The following is a 17,766-nucleotide window of genomic DNA, read 5'->3' as shown; positions in this document are numbered from 1 at the left end:
GGTCAAGTGACATAACAATTCATGGCAGAAAGTTTCAACTACCAATCCATAGTGGAGAGTTTTGACGAATTCCTAATCTACCTGGATCCATTTTTAGAAATTCAATTTTCTCGCACCTCTCCGAATCTTTTTCTGCCACCTGATTCCATTTCCGTTGGAAAACATATTAACGACCTTCACATCTCTCCCAGGGATGCACTGATTCTCGTGAATTTATGCCAAGAAACTTTGGCCAAAAGGACTCCTTTCCAATTCACTACAAGCCTTCTCGGGAACCCATTTCGAATTTCGGGAAGGTATATAGAATTCAAAAACAAACCAGGAGTCATTCTCCGCGGAGAACCAAACTTTAATATAGAAAATGTAATTTTGGATAGTGGTCCGTATGTTATTTTTCGTTATCAATTTGATACGGAGTTTGTAACAACCTATGTGTCACCGAATGTTTCTTTAAACTTGGGATACCAAACCGGTGACTTTAAAAAAGGGATGTTAAAGCCGGATGATCTCATTCACCCGGATGATAAAGAAAGAGCTATTTCCGAAGAAAAAGAGCATTTAAAAAATAAATCAAACACTTACCAAAGGGAATTTCGATTTCGAAAACAGGACGGTGCTTACATTTATGTTTCCGTTTATAGTGTTGTTAGTTATTTCAATTCCATACCTACAGAAAAAATTTCTTATCTAATCGATATCACAAAAAGAAAAGATAAAGAATTAGAAGTTATCAAACAACGAGATGAGCTTGCGAGTATTAAACTTTTATTCGAAGAAACCAATGCTGCTGCCAACGTCGGAGCCTGGGATGTTGATCTTGTTAACAACACTCTATTTTGGGCCAAAGAGACAAAAAGAATCCATGAAGTTCCAGATGATTATATTCCAGATCTAAAAACTGCATTCGATTTTTATCCATTAGAAGACCACAAACAAATGTTATTAGAGGCTTTCAACAAAGCCGTAACGGAAGGTAGATCCTACGATTTGGTTTTACAAATCAAAACCAATTTGGGAAAAATCAAATGGGTAAGGGCTATCGGACACTCTGTATTTAAAGATGGAAAATGTATCCGTGTTTTTGGAAGTTTTCAAGATATCACTAAAAACGTAACCCTAGACAAACAAAGAGAAGATGCACTTTCAAAACTAGAAACCATTTTGGATGCGACCACTCATGTAACCATTATCGGTTCTGACACGAATGGAATCATTACTCATTTTAACAAAGGTGCCGAATACCATTTAAGATATGATGCCGAAGAGATTATTGGCAAAACGACACTTGCGATTTTTCATAAAAAGGAAGAAATCGAAGCCCGTTCCGCTGCCTTGACAAGTGAATTTGGAATTCCCATATCAGGGTTTAATACATTTATCCATAAAGCGAAGTTAGGTGAATATGACTCACGAGAGTGGACTTATGTGCGTAAAGATAAAACGGAATTTCCTGTCCAACTAGTAATCACTGCTACCAAAAACAAAGATGGCAAAATCACAGGTTACCTTGGGATAGGTATCGATATTTCAGCGCACAAAGCCACCGAAGAGGCATTACGTGCCAGCGAAAGCCGTTGGCAATTTGCTTTGGAAGGATCAGGAGATGGAATCTGGGATTGGAATGCCATCACAAACAAAGTTTTCTTTTCCAACCAATGGAAAAACATGTTAGGTTATTCTGAAGAAGAAATTGGCACTGATATATCAGAATGGGAATCGAGAGTCCACCCGGTAGATAAAGAAAATTATTTTGCCGATTTAGATAAACATTTTAATGGTGAAACTGCGGTTTATGTAAATGAACATCGCATGTTATGTAAAGATGGATCCTATAAATGGATTTTAGACCGCGGGAAAGTCATTGAATGGACAGAAGATGGTAAACCACTTCGGATGATTGGAACCCATACAGATATCACCGAACGAAAGTTACTCGAAAAAGATCTAATAGTTGCCAGAGAAAATGCAGAAAAAGCTTCCCAGGCAAAGTCGGATTTCCTTGCCAATATGAGTCATGAGATCCGAACTCCGCTCAATGGTGTCATTGGTTTCTCAGACTTACTCATGCGTACAGAACTTAGCCAAGTACAAAGAAAATACATGGAAACTGTATATCTTTCAGCAAGTTCCCTACTCGACCTCATCAATGACATTTTAGATTTTTCCAAAATTGAATCCGGGAAAATGGAACTTTATAAGGAGCGTGTTAATATCTATGACTTACTCCATCAAATTGCAGAGATCGTTAAACACAAAGCATACGAAAAAGGTTTAGAACTCATACTAAACATTTCACCCAAAGTTCCCAGAAATATATTCGTCGATTCCCTTAGGTTACGACAAATCCTTTTAAATTTAATAGGTAATGCGCTAAAGTTCACCTTAAAAGGGGAAATTCAAATCAAAATCTCTGCAGAACCAAAAGGCCAGAACGAATACGAATTTCTTTTCGAAGTAATTGACACAGGAATTGGTATTAGCCCGGAAAATAGAGAGAAAATTTTCGAAGTATTCTCTCAAGCAGATACTTCCACAACACGGCAGTTTGGTGGAACCGGTTTAGGATTATCCATTTCTAGTAAATTATTAAATTTATTTGATTCAAAAATGGAATTGGAATCAGAACGAGACCAAGGATCTCGGTTTTTCTTCAAAATCACTACCCTTGCCGATAACGAAAGAAACATAGAACCAGAACTAAAAGAAATCAAAAAAGTATTAGTTTTAGATGATAATGAAACCAACTTACTTGTGATCCGAGAGATGTTAAATTACAAAGGAATCCAAGTTGATGGGTTTCGAAACGCACAGGAGGCACTCAATACAATTTCCTCTGGCAATCTATACGACGTAGTGATCTCCGATTTTAACATGCCAGAAATGAATGGATTAGATTTCCTAGAAAATCTTTTAAAAACGATCAAAACAAACAACTTAAGAAAACCATTTTTATCTCTTCATACGTCTTCCAATGATGAAAGCATTTACAAACGCGGGAAGGAACTCGGCATACAATCTATTCTTTTAAAACCAATTCAAACCAATATTTTGTATGAGAGTTTGGACAAACTCGTTTCTGGAAAAAACCAAGAAGTATTAACAACCGCTTATGAACCAGTCTCTCCCATCTTGACCAATGAAAAAATCAAGATTATGATTGTAGAAGATAATCCCGTAAACATGATGTTAACGAAAGCAATTGTTCAAAAATCTTTACCCGGAACCATCATCATCGAAGCTGAGAACGGAGTCTTAGCAGTAGAAAATTTTATTCAAACAGAACCACAATTGGTATTAATGGATGTACAGATGCCAGAAATGAACGGCTACGATGCGACCAAAGAAATCAGAAAATTAGCCAATGGGAAAATGGTTCCGATCATTGCACTCACCGCCGGTATTCTGTCAGGTGAAGAAGAACGTTGCCTGGAAAGTGGAATGAACGATTACATATCCAAACCTGTTGTTTTAAAAACGATTGCCGAAAAGATAAAACAATGGCTCCGATTGGATTAAATTGCTTAGTCTACTGATCAACTTTCACAATATACCACACAAAACTTAACTCTATTTTCATTGATCCTATCGATTCTCGTTTTCGGGGTATCGAAAGAAATTTATCGTAAATGATCCATTTCCAAAAAAGAGGTCATTTATGGCAGAACAAACACAGCACGCTTTAGGCGATTTAGCAGCACGCCAACTGGCAAATACAGTCAAAACAAATGCACAATATGGTGCCACTACCCCACGTTTTTTAGTTAGGTTGCTCGACTGGAAACCGTTAGAAGCGGGAGTCCTTCGTGTTAACCGAGTGAAATCCAATACACAAGTGGATGTACTTTGCGGACAAAAGGGAGAACAAGAACTTCCAGAAACGTTTGTTAACTACGAAGAAAAACCTCGTGAATACACACTTAGTTTAATTTCCACAATCCTTGATGTACAAACCAGAGTCTCTGATTTATACAGTTCCCCACATGAACAAATCAATGAACAACTTAGACTCGCCATTGAAAGTGTAAAAGAAAAACAAGAATTGGAACTCATCAATAATGAGGATTATGGATTGTTAAAAAATGTTCCGCCTCACCAAAGAATTAGCACTCGCAAAGGACCTCCTACCCCTGATGATTTGGATGATTTAATCACAAAAGTTTGGAAAGAACCATCTTTCTTTTTAGCACACCCACTTGCAATTGCTGCTTTCGGTCGTGAATGTACAAGAAGAGGTGTTCCACCGGCCACAGTGACTCTGTTTGGTGCACAATTTTTAACTTGGAGAGGGCTACCACTCATTCCTACCGACAAACTTCTTGTGAATGGTGAAACAAATCCAAAGTCAGCTGTAGGAACTTCTAGTATTTTACTCTTAAGAGTTGGTGAAAAAAAACAAGGGGTTGTGGGTTTATATCAATCCAACCTACCAGGGGAACAAACTCCGGGACTGTCTGTTCGTTTTATGGGAATTAACCGATCAGCAATTGGATCCTATTTGATTTCTCTTTACTGCTCAGCAGCCATACTCACTGACGATGCGATTGCTGCACTCGACAATGTAGATGTGGGAAATTATTATGAATACAAATAATCCGAGTTTTTTAAAATTAAAACCGGACTCGTTCATCAATGGTTCCCCGTCGTTGTTTCCTGATGAAAAAACATTAGAAAAAATGGCGAAGGAAATGTTTGGAGTTTTGCAATCGTTTGGTGGAAGTAACGTTCCTACAGTGGGTTTTCCATCAAATGACTTACCTTCGCAAAATTTACCAAAAGAGTCCTTACCTTATTTAGAAGACTTAAAATTAACAGATACAGGTTTTTCCTATTCTGATTTTCAGTCTTTCCCAAGTATCGGCTTATCTCAGTCAGGTGGTGGGAACCTCGCATCGGCAAGGAGAGATTTTCCGATCCTAACGGAAACAGTCAATGGGAAACCCTTGGTTTGGCTCGACAATGCGGCTACCACACAAAAACCAAGCTCGGTAATCGAAAGATTATCTCATTTTTATTTACATGAGAATTCCAATATCCATCGTGCAGCCCATACTCTTGCGGCAAGGTCCACCGATGCTTATGAAAAAGCTAGGTCACTTGTCCAAGGGTTTATTGGAGCTGGGAGTGTAGAAGAAATTGTTTTTGTCAGAGGAACTACAGAAGGTATCAATCTACTTTCCAATATTTTATCTGACAAACACATCCAACCTGGTGATGAAATTCTCATCACTCATTTGGAACACCACGCAAACATTGTTCCTTGGCAAATGGTCTGTGCCAAAAAAGGCGCAAAGTTACGAGTCGCTCCTGTCGATGATTCAGGACAAATCATTCTAGGCGAATACGAACGTTTGTTAAATTCCAAAACAAAAATTGTATCCATCACACAAGTTTCGAATGCTTTAGGAACAGTGGTTCCCGTAGAGGAAATGACAAAGTCTGCTCATAAAGTAGGAGCCCTTGTGATTGTGGATGGAGCTCAGTCTGTGTCCCATATGCCTGTGAACGTTCAGGAGATCGATTGCGACTTTTTTGTGTTTAGTGGTCACAAACTTTTCGCTCCGACTGGCATCGGTGTGGTTTACGGAAAAAAATCCATTCTCGACAGTTTGCCTCCTTGGCAAGGTGGAGGGAATATGATCAAAGATGTCAACTTTGATCACACTACCTTCCAAGAAGCACCGTTTCGTTTTGAAGCAGGAACAGGTAACATCGCTGATGCAGTAGGACTTGGCGCTGCCATTGAATATCTGAACCGATTTGGAATGAAACAAATTTCTGCCTTCGAACATGATCTATTCGAATATGGCACCAAAGAACTGTTAAAGGTTCCAGGACTCCATTTGATTGGAACTGCCAAAGACAAAGCGGGAGTGTTGTCTTTTGTCATTGATGGATTCAAAACAGAAGAGATTGGAAAAAAATTAGCGGAAGAAGGAATTGCTGTGCGTGCCGGCCACCACTGTGCCCAACCGATTTTAAGAAGATTTGGATTGGAATCAACAGTGAGACCTTCTCTTGCCTTTTACAATTCTTGTGAAGACATTGATGCACTCATCCGGGTGTTGTACGGGTTAGGAAGTCGCAATCGTTTCGGTCTTTAGTTCAAATGGTGAAATCCAAACCTTGGATTTCATTAGCACTTCGGACTCGCACTTCTGATTTCTGATACACAACGGAATAAGGAGGAATGCTTTGGGTAATCCAAGCATTCCCTCCGATGATGGATTGTTTCCCAATCACCGTTTCCCCACCGAGAATGGTGGCTCCTGCATAAATCACAACTCCCTCTTTAATCGTAGGATGGCGTTTTTGTTTCGCCAAAGACTTGTTTACTGATAAGGCACCTAATGTTACACCTTGGTAAATCTTTACATTGTCTGCAATACGTGTGGTTTCTCCGATCACAATCCCTGTTCCATGATCCATAAAAAAGGCCCGCCCAATTTCAGCACCTGGATGGATGTCAATACCTGTTGCTTCATGTGCCACACGAGATAATAGTTTTGGGAAGATAGGCAAAGAAGACTTAAAAAAATAATTTGCTACTCTGTGGACAGCACCGGCATAAAACCCTGAATAGGCGAGGATTACTTCGTGGATACTTTCTGCAGCAGGATCTCCTAAAAAAGCAGCTTCCGCATCTTCCCACATCCATTGGTAGAGGCCAGGAAGTTTGGCAACGAAGTTATGTAAAATATCATCTAACGCAACGATGCGACCAAGTTCTTTATCTGCATAAGCCGCATAAGGTTCCAGTAAATTTTTCCAACGAATGCGAAAGAGTTCCAACTGGTCGATGATTTGGTCTTTAGAAATAAAGTTACGTTCTAAATGGTATCCAGAAAATAAAACAGAAAACAATTCTTCCAAAAACCGACTGGCCACTTGTTTGCCACCAACCACTGTTTCTGGGATGGATTGCCGACTGAGGATCGAATTATAAAATTCATCTTGTCCATTCGATAACATATTACCCAGTAAGTCCACGATGGAAATTAGGGAGAATGCGAAAAATTCTAAGGTCTTAAAAACCAAGGCAAAGTCGACAAATCAGATGTACATTCATAACAAAATATTGAATACGATTGTCCGAATGAGCCTATTTCCATCTCATGGACATTGTGCTAGTCTCTGTATCCAAACTTTCCAAAACCATCGGCGAAAAAAAACTTTTTTCGAATCTTGATTTTTCTATCAGCGAAGGAGAAAAACTCGCCATTGTAGGGATCAATGGATCGGGTAAGTCTACTCTCCTTCGTGCTCTTCTTGGAAAAGAAGAAACGGATTCCGGACAAATCATCAAAAACAATAACCTTAAAATTTCTATCCTCGACCAAAACCCTGTTTTTGATCAAAACGAAACTATCCTCGATCATATTTATAAGGGTGATAACAAACTCGTCAAAACCATTCGTCGTTATGAAGACATTTGTGAACGAATGGGTGAAGGTGAAGAGGGACTAGATGATGAGTTTACGAGTGCCTCACAAGAAATGGATAGGCTTTCTGCTTGGGATTACGAACAACAAATCAAGTCCATATTAAAAGAGTTAGGTGTTGAAAAGTTAGAAAGAAAAATGTCAGAGTTGTCTGGTGGGATGCTTAAAAAAGTAGAACTTGCGAAATCCCTTATTGATGAAAGTAATTTACTAATTTTAGATGAACCAACAAACCATTTGGATGTAAAATCTATTTTATGGTTAGAAGATTATTTAGCAGGTCTTGACAAAGCCATCTTACTCATCACTCACGATCGTTATTTTTTAGATCGAATTGTAACTAAAATTTTGGAACTGGATCGTGGTAACCATTTTCTATATGAAGGAAACTATTCTATTTATTTAGAGCGAAAAGTGGAAAGAGAAGAAACCCTTCAAAAACAAGAAGATAAAATCAAACAATTCCTCAAACAAGAAGTGAAGTGGTTGAAACGCCAACCGAAAGCTCGGACCACCAAACAAAAAGCCAGGATTGATCGCGCCAGTGATCTCCAAAATAGAGAAAAACGAGAAATTCAAAAAGATTTAGAATTGAGTGTTGCTGCCAAACGCCAAGGGAAAACCATTTTAGAAATTCATAATCTGAAAAAAGGAATCGGCGACCGACTGCTCATCAATGATTTCACTTATACTTTTAAAGCCAAAGAAAGACTAGGGATCATTGGACCAAACGGAATTGGCAAGTCCACACTATTGAATCTCATGGCTGGTCGCATTGCACCTGATAGTGGATTTATCAAACCGGGGATGAATACAAAAGTTGGATATTTTGACCAAACCAGTTCCGAACTTCCGCTAGAAAGAAATGTACTCGATTATATCAAAGATGTGGCCGGAGAAATGATCGAAACCGAATCAGGTGAGAAAATTTCTGCCGCGAAAATGTTAGAAAGATTTCTCTTTGATGGAAAATTGCAATACACTCCCATCGCCAAACTATCTGGAGGTGAAAGACGCCGCCTTTTTCTTGTTCAGATCCTGATGACAGGTCCCAACTTTCTTATCTTAGATGAACCAACCAATGATTTGGACATCCAAACCCTTTCTGTTTTAGAATCCTTTTTAGATGAGTTCCCAGGAACGGTTGTGATTGTTTCTCATGACCGATATTTCCTCGACCGGACAGCAGAGAGCCTTCTCATTTTTAGAAAAGAAGGAAAATTAGATCATTACATTGGAACTTTTTCTTCCTTTTTGGAAACCGATTCTTTAGAATTAGAAAACGAACAAAGTTCCCCAAAACCAAAAGAATCTTCGCCTGCTACATTAGTTACGGACAAACCACAAAAGTCCAAACAAGACCAAAAGAAACTTTCTAAATTAGAATTAGAGATCGCTAAACTTGAATCATCCAAACAAGAATTAGAAAAGAAATTGAGTACATTCGCAAATAATCATACAGAACTTCAGAAAATATCTGAAGAAATCCAAAAGATAGAAACGGAAATTCTTTACAAAATGGAGGAATGGGAAATGCTTCAATCCGAATGAAGACTGTCCTATATACAAGAATTTTTATTTGGACACCCATCATCTTCATTGGGTACTTCATCTCAGCACAAATTGGATTTAAAATTGCCTTCTTAAATAGCCAAGTTTCTCCTGTTTGGCCCCCCGAAGGAGTGGGCCTTGCTTCTCTTCTCTTACTTGGACCTGTTGCTTTACCTGGAATTTATTTAGGTGCAACCCTTGCCAATTTTTTCAACAATCCACACTTGCAAACAGCCTTTATTATTGGGATTGGAAATACGCTTAGTAGTTATATCAACTATCGAATCATCAAAAAAGTTACAGAAAAAAGTGATCCCATCTACTCCACAAAGGATTTAATTTATTTCCTAAGTATAGGAACATTTCCTGGATCTTTTGTAAGCGCCATTATGGGTGTTACAAGTTTATGGTATTGGGATTTTTTATCGAGTGAATTGTATTTCAACGTATTCTTCACATGGTTTTCGGGTGAGATGCTCGGTTTTCTCATTGTGGCTCCTTTGTTATATGTATGGTTTCATCCTAAATCAAAATTAAAGTTAGAACTTCGCAAACAAATTGAGCTTCTGCTTTGGATCATTTTAGTTTATATTTCTGGATCGATTGCATTTAGCGATGAATGGCCTCTGCTTTTTTTGCCAATTCCTTTCGTGATTGTCACAAGCATAAGGTTTCGTCAATTTGGTGCCACACTCTCCACAGTAGTCCTCGCATTTACAGCCGTTACACTAACAATTGACGGGAAAGGAGTATTCGCAAGAAGAGATGCGAGTGGCCTCTCGATCAATGATTCCCTAATTTTTTTGGATGCATTTTTGTTTTGTATCAGTGGGATTGCTTACTTTCTTGTCACCGCCACAAGGGAAAGGGAAAGAGCTCAACTTGCTTCTTTAAAATCCTTACAAGTTTTAAATGAACTAAAAGAAAAGGCCAATGAAGAATTGGAACAAAAAGTTCTAGAACGAACGGCGGTAATTGAAGAACAAAGAACAGAAATTGAAAAACAATTGGATATGGCAAAACGGATCCAAGAATCCCTTTTTCCTCAAAAAGAAATTAAACCGCAGGGAGTAGAAATTCTTTTTAAAAACATCCCGATGATGAAAGTGGGAGGCGATTTGTATGATTTTGTTTGGAAACCAGAAAAACAAGAGTTAGGTGTTTTTATTTGCGATGTTTCTGGACATGGAATTCCAGCGGCACTTCTCAGTGCACTTGTCAAAACATCACTAGAAAAATGGAAACAAGACCCTGTTGGCCTGAAGGATAATTTAGAATCGATCCGTCAACGAATCATTCCAAATCTAAGGGAACATTTTGTCACTGCTAGTTTACTCCATCTCTATACAGGCACAGGATCTCTAACTTTTGCCAGAGCAGGACATTTTCCTCTATTTATCATTCGTAAATCGGGAGCTCTCGTGAGTTTGAAACCTATGGGAAGGATCATTACCCCCATTTTTGAAATTCTCGCGGAAGAAGAAAGATTCCAATTGGAAACGGGTGATTTGATTGTCATGCTCACCGATGGACTCACCGAGGCAAGAGAACCCAATTCATTACAAATGTTTGGAGAAGAAAGACTACTCCATCTAATTCGTGATATACGAAGCCTTCCTCTCTTTGAAATCCAAGACCAAGTTTTCCAATCGGTCATCCAACTTTCTGGAGGAATCACTGCCATCCAAGATGATTTGACCCTTGGACTCATTCGTTATTCCGGCATTACCGTAGAGAAAGCCAAAACTTGATCTCGTCGTATTCCTTTGCCAACTCCTTCGGTAGAGTTAAATAAATCTCATCAATACCAATTTGTCTGGACCAAAATCGATTTGGAAATTGATACTTTTTTGTCTCCATCCATTGGTGGATGTTCATTCCCTCCGGTAATTTGACTGGGTTATTCTGATACACCCTTCTTTCTTCAGGTAAGAGACTGGCACAACTGATCAGAAGAGAGTTTGCTAGAATTTAATTTTTCCAAGTTCTATAACCTCCACTTACCTGGACTACCAACATTATGGTATCTTCCCGCAGGGACATGGAAGGGATTGTGGCCGCCACCGTGTGACCTTGGGATTTGGAACTGGTTTCCTCCTCCATAATAAGGATACGGAACACCGTAACCTCCTCTTGATCCTTGGTAGGGATAGGGATACTCGCGGTAGTTATGACTATTTTGGCTTGGGTGTCTCGTATAGTAAGAGTCATGGACAAGGTCAGGAGTGATACAGCCTCCTCCCAACAGTGCCATACTACCCACGAAAAAAAAGGAAAGTATGCATCTAACAAAACTCTTGCCGTGCAACTTCTTTAAGGATTCAAAATTGATTCGGTTCATCATGAGTACAGTATAGGAGGGAAGGACCATTTCTCCAATGGAGGGTTTCCGCATTTGCGGGGATCACCTATGCCAATGCTTTTTGTAGAATCAAAAGGAATGAAGAGCTTTGAAAAATATTATGTCTCTTATGCGCCCTTGATGCGGAGGAGGCGTAAGCCGTCCGAAGGACCGAAGCGAATGCGAAAGTCCGTAGACAGCAAGGAAAGGCGCCCTAATTCGTTCTTGTTTCCCTCCTAATAGTTAAAAATGATGGAAAAATCAGTTAAATTTTCCGCAGGAAGTGTGCCCATCCATGGCAAATATCTATTACGACGACAGTTGCGATCTAAATCTCCTTAAAGGTAAAACCATTGCAGTGATTGGCTACGGAAGCCAAGGTCACGCCCAAGCTCAAAACATGAAAGATTCTGGTTTGAAAGTCATTATTGGACTTCGCGATGGATCTAAATCAGTCAAAGAAGCCAAAGAAGCTGGCTTCGAAGTGTACAATGTTGCGGAAGCTGCAAAAAAAGCAGACATCATCCAAATTCTTGCTCCAGACACAATCCAAGCTGACATGTATAAGGCGGACATTGAACCAAACCTTACGGAAGGAAAAGCTCTTGTTTTTTCTCATGGGTTTAACATCCATTATGATCTCATCACTCCTCCTAAAAACGTAGACGTTTATATGGTAGCTCCCAAAGGCCCAGGACATTTGGTTCGCCGAGTGTATACAGAAGGTGGTGGAGTTCCATGCCTCATCGCGATCTACCAAGATGCAACTGGCCAAGCAAAAGCTCGCGCCCTTGCGCACGCAAGTGGAGTAGGCGGAGGAAGAGCAGGAATTTTAGAAACATCTTTCCGTGAAGAAACGGAAACTGACCTTTTTGGAGAACAAGCTGTTCTTTGTGGTGGTGTGGCGAACCTCATTATGAGTGGATTTGAAACATTAACAGAAGCAGGATACGATCCAGAAATCGCTTACTTCGAATGTTTACATGAAGTGAAACTCATCACTGACTTGATTTACGAAGGTGGACTTGCACGTATGCGTTATTCCATCTCTGATACTGCAGAGTATGGAGATTATATCAGCGGACCACGCATCATTGATGCTGGTGTGAAAGCTCGTATGAAAGACGTTCTCACTGATATCCAAAAAGATAAAGGTGCAGCGTTCGCTAAACGTTGGATGGCGGATACAAAAGCAGGATACCCTGAGTATAAAAAACTCAAAGAAAAAAATGCGGCTCACCCTATCGAAGCAGTTGGAACAAAACTACGTTCGATGATGAAGTGGCTTGCGAAGTAATTTTTAAGGTAACTAAAGTTTTAGTCTAAAGAAAGGAAGAAGGGATTTTATATGAAAGTAACACAAAAGATAGTACTCGCAGCACCTGCACGAACTCCTTTTGCTCAAATTGGAAAGGCACTTGCACAGTATCCAGGTCACCACCTCGGTAAAATTGTCGGTGAAGAAGTAATGAAACGCAGTGGTTTAAAACCAACTGATATTGACGGTGTGATCGTTGGAGAAGGTTTTGCAAATGCACCAAACTCTGCTCGTGTGATTGCAAACCTAATGAACTTACCTTTAGAAATTCCTTGTTTAACAGTGGCAAACAACTGTGTTTCAGGACTCGAAGCGGTCGCAGAAGCATCTCGCCGTATTATGTTAGGTGAAGGTGAGGTATTCCTCGTGATTGGTGAAGAATCACAAACTTCTATGCCTTTCGTTGTGAAAAATGCTCGCCTTAACAAAAAAACAAACAGTTTAGATTCACTTGTTAAACTGCTTCCAAATGACCTTCCTGAAGGTGTGGAACTTCGTGATACATTAGAAGATGGTCTTGGTGATGGTGAAACTTCTTACGGGATGCAAGTAACGGCTGAAATTCTCGCACAAAACTACGCACTCCCACGCGAAACACAAGACAAAGTCGCTTACGAATCTTTCAAACGAGCATTCGAAGCAACACAAGAAGGTCGTTACAAACCATATATCATGGAAGTAAAAGACGATGAAGGAAACCCACTCCAAGCGGACGAAGCAGTTCTTCTTCGTGAAGGTCTTGTGAAAAACCCAACTCGTATGGGTCGCGCTATGCTTATGTTTGATAACCCAGCGATGAAATTTGATGCTTGGAAAGAAAAATACGGCAAAGATTTAAAAAAATCACATGGCCCTACTGTTTCCATCTTCAATGCAAGCCCACGTTCTGATGGAGCAGCGGGAATCATTGTCGCTTCTGAAGCAGCAGCAAAAAAACTCGGACTCAAAGCAGAAGCAGTGGTAACTGGTTTCAAAATGAAAGGTGTTGCGCCTAACCTAATGGGACTTGGACAAGCAGAAGCAACTCTTGGACTTCTCGAAGAAGTTGGCGAAAAAGTGGAAAACATCGACGTGATCGAAATCCATGAAGCTTTCGCAGCAACTGCCGTTGCAGCTCTTGAAGAAATCAAAATCAGAACAGGATTTGATTGGGAAAAGAACTTTGATGCCAAAAAGATCAATCCAAATGGCGGATCTATCGCCATTGGACACCCGTTTGGTGCAACAGGGGTAAGACTCCTTCACAATGCGATCATGGACTTCCATGAAAACAAAGATGCAAAAAAGGTTCTAGTCACTGCTTGTGCACACGGTGGGATCGCAGGATCAATGATCGTAGAAAGACCATAATTCGAATCTAAAATTCAATTACGTTCGTTCGAAAGATCGAAAAAAAGCCAAGGGTAACCTTGGCTTTTTTTTTGGGGTGGAATTCTTAACCAAACAAATGATGCAAAAGGTGAACTCTTTTGAAAAGAATTTTGTAATACGGCGAAGGGAATTGAAAGGAAGGATATGATGTGGTAGCGAGGACATATTGGGTGGCGGGTGGTTAACCCCACCCAAATCAGGGCGGGGATGTTAGATTCACACCCTACCCCCCAAACCTTGCAAGCATCGGAACCAGGCCTTCTTTTGTTTGACCCGCTGTATCATATCCTGGAAAAATCTTAACTAACTTTAAATAAAAATGTTTTTCGATTCGTTTGGTTCCTTGGTCTGTCTTTTCAAACACATCTTTGCTATATAAGTGAAACTCAAAATACCCTGAATTAAATTTGCCGAGAGAATTGATTCGACTTCCAAGCCTAAATCGGATTGGTTGCTTCGGACTTAAAGACTCCAAACAAGGTTCCCCATCAAAAGAAAGAGTTTTAGAAATATGAATTTTTTCCTTATTACCCATCTCTCGAAAACTACGGGCACCAGGAAGCTGCAACAAAACTTTCCCTTCTCTTCTCAATTCCAAAGTGTAAGACAACATTTCCAAGTTAGACACATCAATCGCACATATTTCTATTGTTAGGTGATGATCTAAAATATCTGTAGAGCGAGTGACGATATTTCCTTCTCGTTGCCCAATTGAAATCACTTTACTTGTGTCTAAATGAACAATGTATTTAAAGACCAAACCAGGATCCAATAAATCCTTACCACCGATTGTCATCTCGGAGTGAATTGGGGTTTGTGTAATCGTATGAATATCGGCAATAGGAACTTCAGTTATGTTCAATTGACTTAAATCTGAATTAGGTGTTGGATCCTTTGACAAATACTTTCCTTTAGATGCCTCAAAAGATCTTAACTTTGCAATCGTCAGCCTTTGTAGGACAGACACTAGGATAAGTACGGCAACAAGTAATATCAGCAAGAATACCCAATGTTCATAGGCATTCATTTTTTCTTCCAATAACCGTATTTGATCTACAGAATACGCTTTCATTACTTGTGCAAATATCATCCAGACAACATCCTTTTAAAAAAAAGCCTATAGTTTCATTGTCGACCTATCATTTAGAGAAAAATACTACTCCACTCGAAAAGAGATCGACTCATGACCGTACGTTCCTTATTTTTTGCACTATGTCGGGTTACAAAACTTTACTCTGCATTCTAATGATTCTATTTGTTTTTCCCATTTTCCCCGAAAACCATTGGGACAACTACATACACGAAAAAAACGAAGGGTCCACCTATCTTATATTTGGTGACAATGTTAATCTACGAGAATCAAATAATCTAAATGCCAAAATTTTAAAAAAACTTTCCATTGGTGAGTCTGTCAAAGTTCTTACAAAAACGAACCAAACCTTGGAACAGAATTCAGTAAAAGAATACTGGTATAAAGTCCAATCAGAAAAGGACGTCGGATATATTTGGGGAGGATTACTCGCTGATTATTCATTCGAATGGAATGACAAAACTATATTAGCACGAAACTTAGGCGTTCGCATAGGAAAACTGGAACTAAAACTATTCCAAAACAATCAAATGTTAACTTATGGCACCTGGGATGTTGGACCAATGAGCAATGAGGGTTGGAACCATACAATCTATCTGCCAGCTTCTTTTTCGCCGAGCCCCATTTCTGTTTTTGGATTAAGGTATCTTGTCTTTTCTGAAATTGAATACGGCTATACAAACGAACAAATTTTTACTATAGATAAAGATTTTAAATTTGTTTCGCAGTTTTCCTGGAATCCTGGAGCTTGCGATCCACCATCCTGCGCAGAATCATGGCTTATTTTTCCAAATGAAACCTTATCTGCCGATAAAAAAATCAACCGCAAAGCAACCAAAGGAAAACCAAATTCAATCATCGAATTAACTCATAGTTTTGATATTGATGACGAGAGTTCTCATGAATATTACCAATCGGAATACATTTGGAATGGAACCAATTTTCAAAAAGGAAAATAATATAACCAATGAATAGATTCATCAGCCTAGTAACAATTTTTGTTTTTACTATCCCAGTCTTTGCCTGGAATAATCATGCAGGTATTACTTATTTAATTTTAAAGGACCATTGGAAAGGCCAACAAACGCCTCAGGTCAAAGTAGAATCTTTAAAGACATTTTTATCAAAAGAAAAAACATTCATTCAAGACAGTTTGACTATTTCTGAAGAATGGGCAAAGAATCGCCTCCCTCACCTAACTTCCACTGACGAACAATTAAAGTTTTCCAAAACTACAAAGGAGGCAGACCTGGTTGTTAATTTTTATAAAGCACTTCGTGTGAATCCAAATCACAAAGCTTCTCTTTATATACAATCTGTCCCTAAACGAGGAGGGACAAAACTGCCTTTGGACAAACTCACAACATTAAATGACAAAGGCAAACTTACCAACGAAACCTTTTTATCCTTACAAGAAGGCCAAACCATTGGTGCCGATGAAGTGTTGATTTCGGCCACAGATGAACCTGATTATGATTTGGATTTATATCTCTTCGAAGATAGTGGTAGTGAAGTTGGCAAAATTTATGGATTCGGATACCAACCGTTTGGAAATCCGGCTGTTGAATTTTCCTCACAAGCACCTTTCCATATGGGTTTCTATTACGAACCAGGTATTATTTTTGCTCTAGCTGGATTTTTAAAACGAACTTATCCCGAATACCGCATTCATCAATTTACAGAATTATCCAACCTAGCATTTCGAACAGGTCATCCTTATTGGGGATATCGTTTTGCAGGTTGGGCACTGCATTATATTCAAGATTTAACCCAACCTTATCATTCTTCCGTATTGCCTAGAGTCAGTGCGGCCAAACAAATTGGCGTACAACTTGTATCTATAGTAGGATACCAAAAACCTAAAGATGATATGATTCGTTTTGTTTCGGGAAGACATACATTAATCGAAGAGTATCAGTATTATTTGATTCGAAACTTAATCGAAACCAAAAATTGGAATCATCCAGTAGCCACTTCCATCACGAACTTTTCCACAAAAGAAAAACCTAATTGGTTAGGTATGGATGGGCTGCGTGAAAATGTTTGCAAAGAAGCTTACGATGCGGGTGAACCTATGGACGAACAGTTAGAAAATTTAGAGATTCCAAAATATGAAACTTTATATGAACCCAACCATCCGATCCATAATATTCTCGGTTCACTCCTACACAATACATCTAAACACACAAGAGCGTATTTGGATGCTCTTAAAAGGAATTAATCAAAGTCATCGGCCGCAAATCTTTCGAGTAATTCCAAGGGTATAATTTCTAACGCACGTTTGTGGGTAGACTCCAAAAAGACTTTAGGAGCTACCCCGTTGCGGTAAGCTTCCAACCACCTAGAAGCGCAAAGACACCAACGTTCACCCGGCTTAACACCAGGAAAGGCGTATTGTGGCCAAGGAGTGATTAAATCATTTCCACTTTGTTTTTGCGACTCTAAAAATTCCTCTGTTGCCCACACGCAAACCGTATGGGAACCAACATCTTCATCAGATGTATTACAACAACCATCGCGAAAGAAACCTGTAAGTGGCTGTGTGGAACATGGCACCAGAGGCCCACCGAGAACATTGACGGAATCATCCATTTCCATAGGTATCTCAAACTAGACAGGCAATCAAATCTGGGAAGACGAATCTGCAATCAGGTTA

13 protein-coding genes are annotated in these 17,766 nt (G+C 39.4%); 9 read left to right on the top strand and 4 right to left on the bottom strand.

Translation table 11 applies throughout. The features are described from left to right. Nucleotides 1-21 precede the first annotated feature (21 nt). From ND811_RS17150 to ND811_RS17140, 3 genes are all read left to right on the top strand, one after another. A complete protein-coding gene (locus ND811_RS17150; protein WP_265353138.1) occupies nucleotides 22-3,516 on the top strand; it encodes a PAS domain-containing protein in 3,495 nt (1,164 codons plus the stop codon). 139 nt (nucleotides 3,517-3,655) lie between these two features. Continuing rightward, nucleotides 3,656-4,591 carry a family 2A encapsulin nanocompartment shell protein gene (locus ND811_RS17145; protein WP_265353139.1) on the top strand — a complete coding sequence of 312 codons (936 nt, stop codon included), beginning with the start codon at nucleotides 3,656-3,658 and terminating at the stop codon, nucleotides 4,589-4,591. After that, entirely contained in the window at nucleotides 4,578-6,101 is a 1,524-nt protein-coding gene (locus ND811_RS17140) for a family 2A encapsulin nanocompartment cargo protein cysteine desulfurase (protein ID WP_265353140.1), read from the top strand. The genes ND811_RS17145 and ND811_RS17140 overlap by 14 nt, the downstream gene beginning before the upstream one ends. A 1-nt stretch (nucleotide 6,102) precedes the next feature. Here ND811_RS17140 and epsC read toward each other — a convergent pair whose 3' ends face one another. Continuing rightward, complete coding sequence (epsC, locus tag ND811_RS17135; protein WP_265353141.1) at nucleotides 6,103-6,969, bottom strand: serine O-acetyltransferase EpsC; 867 nt, start codon at nucleotides 6,967-6,969, stop codon at nucleotides 6,103-6,105. A gap of 143 nt (nucleotides 6,970-7,112) precedes the next feature. On the opposite strand from epsC, the gene ND811_RS17130 reads away from it, so the two are divergent. Both ND811_RS17130 and ND811_RS17125 read left to right on the top strand, forming a co-directional pair. Beyond that, nucleotides 7,113-8,990, top strand: a complete 1,878-nt coding sequence (locus ND811_RS17130; RefSeq protein ID WP_265353142.1) for an ABC-F family ATP-binding cassette domain-containing protein — start codon at nucleotides 7,113-7,115, stop codon at nucleotides 8,988-8,990. Beyond that, a complete protein-coding gene (locus ND811_RS17125; protein ID WP_265353143.1) occupies nucleotides 8,987-10,741 on the top strand; it encodes a SpoIIE family protein phosphatase in 1,755 nt (584 codons plus the stop codon). Before ND811_RS17130 ends, ND811_RS17125 begins: the two co-directional genes overlap by 4 nt. A 236-nt stretch (nucleotides 10,742-10,977) precedes the next feature. On the opposite strand, the gene ND811_RS17120 is transcribed toward ND811_RS17125, so the two are convergent. Continuing rightward, a complete protein-coding gene (locus tag ND811_RS17120) occupies nucleotides 10,978-11,385 on the bottom strand; it encodes a hypothetical protein (RefSeq protein WP_265353144.1) in 408 nt (135 codons plus the stop codon). Nucleotides 11,386-11,626: 241 nt separating this feature from the next. On the opposite strand from ND811_RS17120, the gene ilvC reads away from it, so the two are divergent. Continuing rightward, complete coding sequence (gene ilvC, locus ND811_RS17115) at nucleotides 11,627-12,628, top strand: ketol-acid reductoisomerase (protein WP_265353145.1); 1,002 nt, start codon at nucleotides 11,627-11,629, stop codon at nucleotides 12,626-12,628. 51 nt (nucleotides 12,629-12,679) lie between these two features. Further along, a complete protein-coding gene (locus ND811_RS17110; protein ID WP_135644839.1) occupies nucleotides 12,680-13,999 on the top strand; it encodes a thiolase family protein in 1,320 nt (439 codons plus the stop codon). 244 nt (nucleotides 14,000-14,243) lie between these two features. Here ND811_RS17110 and ND811_RS17105 read toward each other — a convergent pair whose 3' ends face one another. Then, nucleotides 14,244-15,110: a hypothetical protein gene (locus ND811_RS17105; RefSeq protein WP_265353146.1), complete on the bottom strand. Its 867-nt coding sequence runs from the start codon at nucleotides 15,108-15,110 to the stop codon at nucleotides 14,244-14,246. Nucleotides 15,111-15,232: 122 nt separating this feature from the next. Here ND811_RS17105 and ND811_RS17100 point away from each other — a divergent pair, with 122 nt between their 5' ends. Both ND811_RS17100 and ND811_RS17095 read left to right on the top strand, forming a co-directional pair. Further along, nucleotides 15,233-16,069 carry an SH3 domain-containing protein gene (locus tag ND811_RS17100; RefSeq protein WP_265353237.1) on the top strand — a complete coding sequence of 279 codons (837 nt, stop codon included), beginning with the start codon at nucleotides 15,233-15,235 and terminating at the stop codon, nucleotides 16,067-16,069. An 8-nt stretch (nucleotides 16,070-16,077) separates the two neighbouring features. Further along, on the top strand, nucleotides 16,078-17,331 hold the full coding sequence (locus tag ND811_RS17095; protein ID WP_265353147.1) for a phospholipase C/P1 nuclease family protein: 1,254 nt from the start codon (nucleotides 16,078-16,080) through the stop codon (nucleotides 17,329-17,331). On the opposite strand, the gene ND811_RS17090 is transcribed toward ND811_RS17095, so the two are convergent. After that, entirely contained in the window at nucleotides 17,328-17,708 is a 381-nt protein-coding gene (locus ND811_RS17090) for a DUF2237 family protein (protein WP_265353148.1), read from the bottom strand. The genes ND811_RS17095 and ND811_RS17090 overlap by 4 nt on opposite strands. Nucleotides 17,709-17,766: the final 58 nt, after the last annotated feature.

Origin of the sequence: Leptospira soteropolitanensis (assembly GCF_026151655.1) — a bacterium.
In the GTDB taxonomy this organism is placed as follows: domain Bacteria; phylum Spirochaetota; class Leptospiria; order Leptospirales; family Leptospiraceae; genus Leptospira_A; species Leptospira_A soteropolitanensis.
This window is presented reverse-complemented; position numbering and strand designations above follow the sequence as displayed.

What these genes read in the sequence shown, in the direction of transcription:
- ND811_RS17150 (WP_265353138.1), top strand. Translation starts at nt 22, where the DNA reads ATGGCAGAAAGTTTCAACTACCAATCCATAGTGGAGAGTTTTGACGAA.
- ND811_RS17145 (WP_265353139.1), top strand. Translation starts at nt 3,656, where the DNA reads ATGGCAGAACAAACACAGCACGCTTTAGGCGATTTAGCAGCACGCCAA.
- ND811_RS17140 (WP_265353140.1), top strand. Translation starts at nt 4,578, where the DNA reads ATGAATACAAATAATCCGAGTTTTTTAAAATTAAAACCGGACTCGTTC.
- epsC (WP_265353141.1), bottom strand. Translation starts at nt 6,969, where the DNA reads ATGTTATCGAATGGACAAGATGAATTTTATAATTCGATCCTCAGTCGG.
- ND811_RS17130 (WP_265353142.1), top strand. Translation starts at nt 7,113, where the DNA reads ATGGACATTGTGCTAGTCTCTGTATCCAAACTTTCCAAAACCATCGGC.
- ND811_RS17125 (WP_265353143.1), top strand. Translation starts at nt 8,987, where the DNA reads ATGAAGACTGTCCTATATACAAGAATTTTTATTTGGACACCCATCATC.
- ND811_RS17120 (WP_265353144.1), bottom strand. Translation starts at nt 11,385, where the DNA reads ATGCGGAAACCCTCCATTGGAGAAATGGTCCTTCCCTCCTATACTGTA.
- ilvC (WP_265353145.1), top strand. Translation starts at nt 11,627, where the DNA reads ATGGCAAATATCTATTACGACGACAGTTGCGATCTAAATCTCCTTAAA.
- ND811_RS17110 (WP_135644839.1), top strand. Translation starts at nt 12,680, where the DNA reads ATGAAAGTAACACAAAAGATAGTACTCGCAGCACCTGCACGAACTCCT.
- ND811_RS17105 (WP_265353146.1), bottom strand. Translation starts at nt 15,110, where the DNA reads ATGATATTTGCACAAGTAATGAAAGCGTATTCTGTAGATCAAATACGG.
- ND811_RS17100 (WP_265353237.1), top strand. Translation starts at nt 15,233, where the DNA reads ATGTCGGGTTACAAAACTTTACTCTGCATTCTAATGATTCTATTTGTT.
- ND811_RS17095 (WP_265353147.1), top strand. Translation starts at nt 16,078, where the DNA reads ATGAATAGATTCATCAGCCTAGTAACAATTTTTGTTTTTACTATCCCA.
- ND811_RS17090 (WP_265353148.1), bottom strand. Translation starts at nt 17,708, where the DNA reads ATGGAAATGGATGATTCCGTCAATGTTCTCGGTGGGCCTCTGGTGCCA.